The 4,754-nt window shown below is 45.7% G+C and carries 5 protein-coding genes; all 5 read left to right on the forward strand.

Annotated features, from left to right (window positions below; translation table 11 throughout):
• The first annotated feature begins 83 nt into the window (after nt 1-83).
• The 5 genes from DXB83_RS16150 (at nt 84) to DXB83_RS16175 (ending at nt 4,643) form a co-directional block, all read left to right on the forward strand.
• Nucleotides 84-1,574, forward strand: a complete 1,491-nt coding sequence (locus tag DXB83_RS16150) for a hypothetical protein (RefSeq protein ID WP_118697882.1) — start codon at nt 84-86, stop codon at nt 1,572-1,574.
• A gap of 1 nt (nt 1,575) precedes the next feature.
• The gene (locus DXB83_RS16155) at nt 1,576-2,022 is read left to right on the forward strand and encodes a hypothetical protein (protein WP_118697883.1); all 447 of its coding nucleotides are present in this window, start codon (nt 1,576-1,578) and stop codon (nt 2,020-2,022) included.
• Between the two features lie 316 nt (nt 2,023-2,338).
• Nucleotides 2,339-2,794: a helix-turn-helix domain-containing protein gene (locus tag DXB83_RS16160; protein ID WP_118697884.1), complete on the forward strand. Its 456-nt coding sequence runs from the start codon at nt 2,339-2,341 to the stop codon at nt 2,792-2,794.
• Nucleotides 2,795-3,123: 329 nt separating this feature from the next.
• Nucleotides 3,124-4,380, forward strand: coding sequence for a hypothetical protein (locus DXB83_RS16170; protein WP_118697886.1), 1,257 nt, complete (start codon nt 3,124-3,126; stop codon nt 4,378-4,380).
• A 50-nt stretch (nt 4,381-4,430) separates the two neighbouring features.
• Nucleotides 4,431-4,643 (forward strand): hypothetical protein, encoded by a 213-nt coding sequence (locus DXB83_RS16175; RefSeq protein WP_118697887.1) that lies wholly within the window; start codon nt 4,431-4,433, stop codon nt 4,641-4,643.
• Nucleotides 4,644-4,754 lie beyond the last annotated feature (111 nt).

Genomic DNA, 4,754 nt, shown 5'->3' on the forward strand with positions numbered 1-4,754 from the left:
AGAGCGTAAAAAAGGTAAAAAAACTGTATTGATAATATAACGCCCGTAGAGGGGTCTGGAGAGGGGGTAGCCAAGGAGTAGAAATGATCGATATTGTGGCAGCATTGGAATCATCATTTGATGAGATCCACTATTTAGATTTTTACCGGGAGATCTTTCCGGAGGGATCGTTTGAAGAAAAAGGTGTCTATGAGGATGGAAAATATAATGGGATTGCGGTAGCAATTGAAAAGGGTGGAAAGCGGACGAAACGTTTGACAGTGACGGATGATCTTGATGCGATCGCGGATATGGCTGCGAGTGATGATTTTTGCTTGATGAGTCCGATCAGCTACATTGGGAAGAGCCGGAAATCCTCAAATGCTCGTTTGATGTATGCGCTGGCGATTGATCTGGATGGGATAGAGGAGCGTCAGCAATGGGAATTTTTCATGGAACAGATCGACCGGGGACATGAGATGCTGAAATTTGTCTGGGGGCTGCCCCGCCCCACGTATTTGATCTCATCGGGCACAGGAATCCACATCTATTATGTCTTTCAGCAGCCGATTCCGATGTTCAAAAACATAGTGGAACAGCTGGAAAAACTGAAAAAACGGCTGACCTGGCAGGCATGGACGCAGGGAGCGTCCGCATTGCATGAAAAGGTACAGTATGAAAGCCTGTTCCAGGGATTTCGGGTGGTCGGCACGATCACAAAAGACGGAGGACGCTGCAGGGCGTTCCGCACCGGAGAAAAAGTGACGGTTGAATACTTAAATCGGTTTGTCCCGGGGGAATACAGGGCAGAAAATTTCGTGTACAAGTCGGATCTGCACCTGGAAGAGGCAAAGAAGAAATATCCAGAATGGTATCAGCAGCGGATCGTAGAAAAGCGACCGAAAAACACATGGACTTGTAAAAAGGACTTGTATGACTGGTGGATCCGGAAAATATTGGAGGGTGCAGAGCAGGGGCATCGCTATTGGTGCATAATGACATTGGCTACTTATGCGCAGAAGTGTGGTGTACCGCGGGAAGTGCTGGAAGAGGATGCTTACGGACTGATCCCTTTTATGAATAGCAGAGGTGATGAATTTACAGAAGATGACGTGCTGCACGCGCTTGAAGCTTATGCGGAAAGTTATATTACGTATCCGATTGACACGATTGTAGTACGGACAGGCATAGCGATTGAAAAGAATAAGCGAAATGGAAGAAATCAAGTGGTTCATCTGGAAAGAGCACGAGCCGTTCAGAACATTGATTATCCAAACGGAGAATGGAGAAATAAGGACGGTAGACCAGATAAATCGCAGATTGTGGTTGATTGGCGGATGACTCATCCAGATGGAACAAAAGCAGAATGTATCCGGGAAACTGGTCTAAGCAAGCCGACTGTGTACAGCTGGTGGAAAAAAATAGATTGGGTAGAGCTGCGAAGCTCGATGAACAGGGAGAATATGGTGCAGTTGTCCGGAGCGGATCAGCAGCAGGCAGCACAAAAAGTGGTCGTTATTGTTGAACGAATTGCAAAAGAAAGAGGAATTTCAGAGGAAGAAGCATACAAAATGTTTCTAAAGGGTGAATATTGAGATGAGTACGATTAAGGAGTTGGCGGAGACCTGCGGGGTGTCAGAGCAGGCTATTAGAAAATGGTGTGCGCGAAACCAAGTTGCGAAAGATGTTGCGCAACGTTATATCATAGATAAAACCACGGAAACGGCTATTTTACAGCATTATGGCAAGGATACGCGAAACCAAGTTGCGCAACCAACCGAAACTAGTTGCGAAACCAGCGAAACCATGAAAGAGATCATAGAAATGCTGCGAAAAGAGCTTGAAGCAAAGGACAAGCAGATCGAGAGCCTACAACATTCGCTGGATCGTACCACAGCCGCTCTTGTGTCTGCCCAGGAGAGCATAAAGGCAGCGCAGCTTCTACAGGCGAACAGTGAACAGAAGCTAAAAATGATCGAAAAGCCAGCTGAAGAAGCTGAAAGACAGGGAAGAAAACACTGGTGGCAGCGTTGGGTGGATTGAAAAAGTAGCAAAGTATCAAAATTAATTTTGATACTTTGCCGGACAAAAAAAAGAGTGATGAAAATCACTCTTTTTCTCTCTCCAGCAACAACATAGTTCAACCCTCAGAATAACTCGAAGTATCCCGGAGTAACAAGTACGAAGCTGGAACGTCTCTTATTATTGCAGTGTTATGTGTTGATTTACATATTATCTGCCTCATGAGATTTGATCACATTATAGCCGGAAAACACACTGTCGTCAATTGACAAAAGGAAAAACCTGCTGTAAAATAGTCTTAAAATTAATTTTAAGACTAAGAGAGAGGAGAGTGAACATGGCGATAGAAACGGTGCAGGAGAAAAACAAAAGACTGACCAAGGAAGTCCAGGAGTTAAAAAAAGCCCTGGCTGATATGACAGACATTGTGATCAACAAAGACAAAGAGATCGATCGGATGCGAAAAAGGGCAGAAACAGATTTTGCCGGATCTCCGACATATCTGCAGATGTGCGAGAAAATCAAAAGACTGAATGCAGAGGTTACCCTGGCTGAGAAGAGAATCGCTGTGCTGCAGCAACGCTGCAGCGAATATAGCCAGCGTAGTGCGGCGCCGGATCTCAAACATAATGAACGGGGTGCCGGAAGAAAGAAAGCATTGTCAGAAGATCAGATTGCCGAATTTGAAAAGCTGCTGCAGCAAGGTGCTGGCGAAAAGCAGCTCAGGGAAAGATTCGGGTTAAGCCGCAGCAGCTATTTTTTGTACAAAAAGAGACTAGCGGAAAAACAATAAATATGAATGTGCGCAAGGGCGAGAATGGAGTCAAGAGAACGAGGGAGCATAAGGAATTCCCGGGAGGGAATGATAGCGGACTGAGTGACCTTGACGGAATGGAGCGACTATGCTGCTGCAGAAAGGAAACATTTTGTTTCCGGCAATTACCGCGGCAGCAGCAGATTTAGGGGAAGGCGTCCGCCCGCACCTTTTTAAAGGGGCGTTGAGGACTCCACGAAGTGCCCAGGAGGATATGCGCTTGCGCATATTCATACTGGGTACTTGTTTGGAGCTGTCAGACGTGTTATGATAGACCGAGAACGTAGTGGAGACGGGAGGCGTAGAACATGAGAACAACGCAGCACTCAAGCCGGGAATGGGGGTTGGCAAGGCATAATGACCGGGACTTCGACATAACCCATGCAGACCATATTGATCCGGGGAAACAGAAAGAAAACAGCTATCTCAACGTCTATCGGGATAAGAACATGACCTTTCAGGAAGCGGAACTAAAATTTTATACAGAAGCGTTCGCTGACCTGCTGCAAGACATGAATGCGCGTGCAGTTGCTGCGCGACATGCAGAGCGTTGTAAAACGCCTGCAGATCTGCTTAAAAGCAAAAAGACAGCCCCGGAAGAGGTCATTTACCAGATCGGCAACAAAGATGATACAGTGGATCCTAATCAGCTGATAGCGGTGTATAACGAATTTAACGCTTGGCACAGGGAAAAGTTTGGACATCACATCAAGAGGTTGGATGTGGCGCTGCATCTTGACGAGCAAACGCCGCACGTCCACGTCCGGCAGGTCTGGACATACAGACATCCAGCCGGGTATCTTGCGATCGGGCAGGAAAAAGCATTAAAGCAGCTGGGGTATCAGCTGCCAGAGCCGGGCGCAAAAGAATCTCGAACAAATAACCGGAAGATAGTCTACACGAGAGAATGCCGGGAAAAATGGAATGAAATATGCCGAGAAAAAGGCATCGAGGTCGAGACAGAGCCAGAGAATCGGGCACCGAATAAGCAGAACCTGCGGAAAAATGACTATATCATTATGCAGCAGAGCGAAAAAATGAAAAAAATGGATTCTTTGCTTGCTGATCGGCAGAAAATCATTGATGATATGCAGCTGCTGATGAATCGGCAGCACGAAGTATTTAAACGTCTTAAATCGGAAATCGCGCAGGCAGAAGCCCGGAAAAGTGATCTGACAGATCAGATCAGCCTAAAAGAGAAAGCATTAGACATCCTAGAGTCAAAGCATGTGGCAGCGGTCAAAGCAGAGCAGCAAGACAGAGAAATGGCAGCGCAGCTGGACACAGAACTCCGAGTAAAAAGAGAGAATCTCGAACAGCAGAAAAAAGAACTGGCTGAGCAAGAAGAAGCGCTACAAGACCTGCAGAACGATCTGCAAGCAGCCAAAGAAGAATTGGAGCGTGTGGAGGAGGAAGTCTGCACCAAAGTGCCAAAAAAGATCTTAAGAGAGCTTATACGCAGCGTTCCGGATAAATCAACTCTGAGCGAAGAAACACAGAATCTCATTAAAGTCGTTGATCCGCTGGTGAAAAAGAAAAAGCCATCCAGGTTTTTGAAAATGTAAATCTTAAAATTAATTGTAACACTACTGTGAAAACGGTAAAGGGTGAGCAAATGAATACATTAGAAAAAAAAGAATACTATGAGGTAAATCTTCCACCATATCTGCAGCACGATCTTGATGCAATGAAAGAAGGAAAGTATCCTTACGACTGTTTGTGGTGCGAACTGTATGGTTCCATAAATGCTGCTTATATAGATGGTGATATATCGGAAGATCACGCGTGGTACTTAAGAGAACGGTACTTAGACATGGAAAGAGTTTAATACCCTGGAGAGGGGTTCGAAACGTGGAGGGAAACCGGGTTCGAAACCACGATTTTGGAGAGCGTAAAAAAGGTAAAAAAACTGTATTGATAATATAACGCCCGTAGAGGG

This window comes from Blautia sp. OM06-15AC (assembly GCF_003481425.1).
GTDB classification, from domain to species: domain Bacteria; phylum Bacillota; class Clostridia; order Lachnospirales; family Lachnospiraceae; genus Fusicatenibacter; species Fusicatenibacter saccharivorans.

What these genes read in the sequence shown, in the direction of transcription:
- DXB83_RS16160 (WP_118697884.1), top strand. Translation starts at nt 2,339, where the DNA reads ATGGCGATAGAAACGGTGCAGGAGAAAAACAAAAGACTGACCAAGGAA.
- DXB83_RS16175 (WP_118697887.1), top strand. Translation starts at nt 4,431, where the DNA reads ATGAATACATTAGAAAAAAAAGAATACTATGAGGTAAATCTTCCACCA.
- DXB83_RS16170 (WP_118697886.1), top strand. Translation starts at nt 3,124, where the DNA reads ATGAGAACAACGCAGCACTCAAGCCGGGAATGGGGGTTGGCAAGGCAT.
- DXB83_RS16155 (WP_118697883.1), top strand. Translation starts at nt 1,576, where the DNA reads ATGAGTACGATTAAGGAGTTGGCGGAGACCTGCGGGGTGTCAGAGCAG.
- DXB83_RS16150 (WP_118697882.1), top strand. Translation starts at nt 84, where the DNA reads ATGATCGATATTGTGGCAGCATTGGAATCATCATTTGATGAGATCCAC.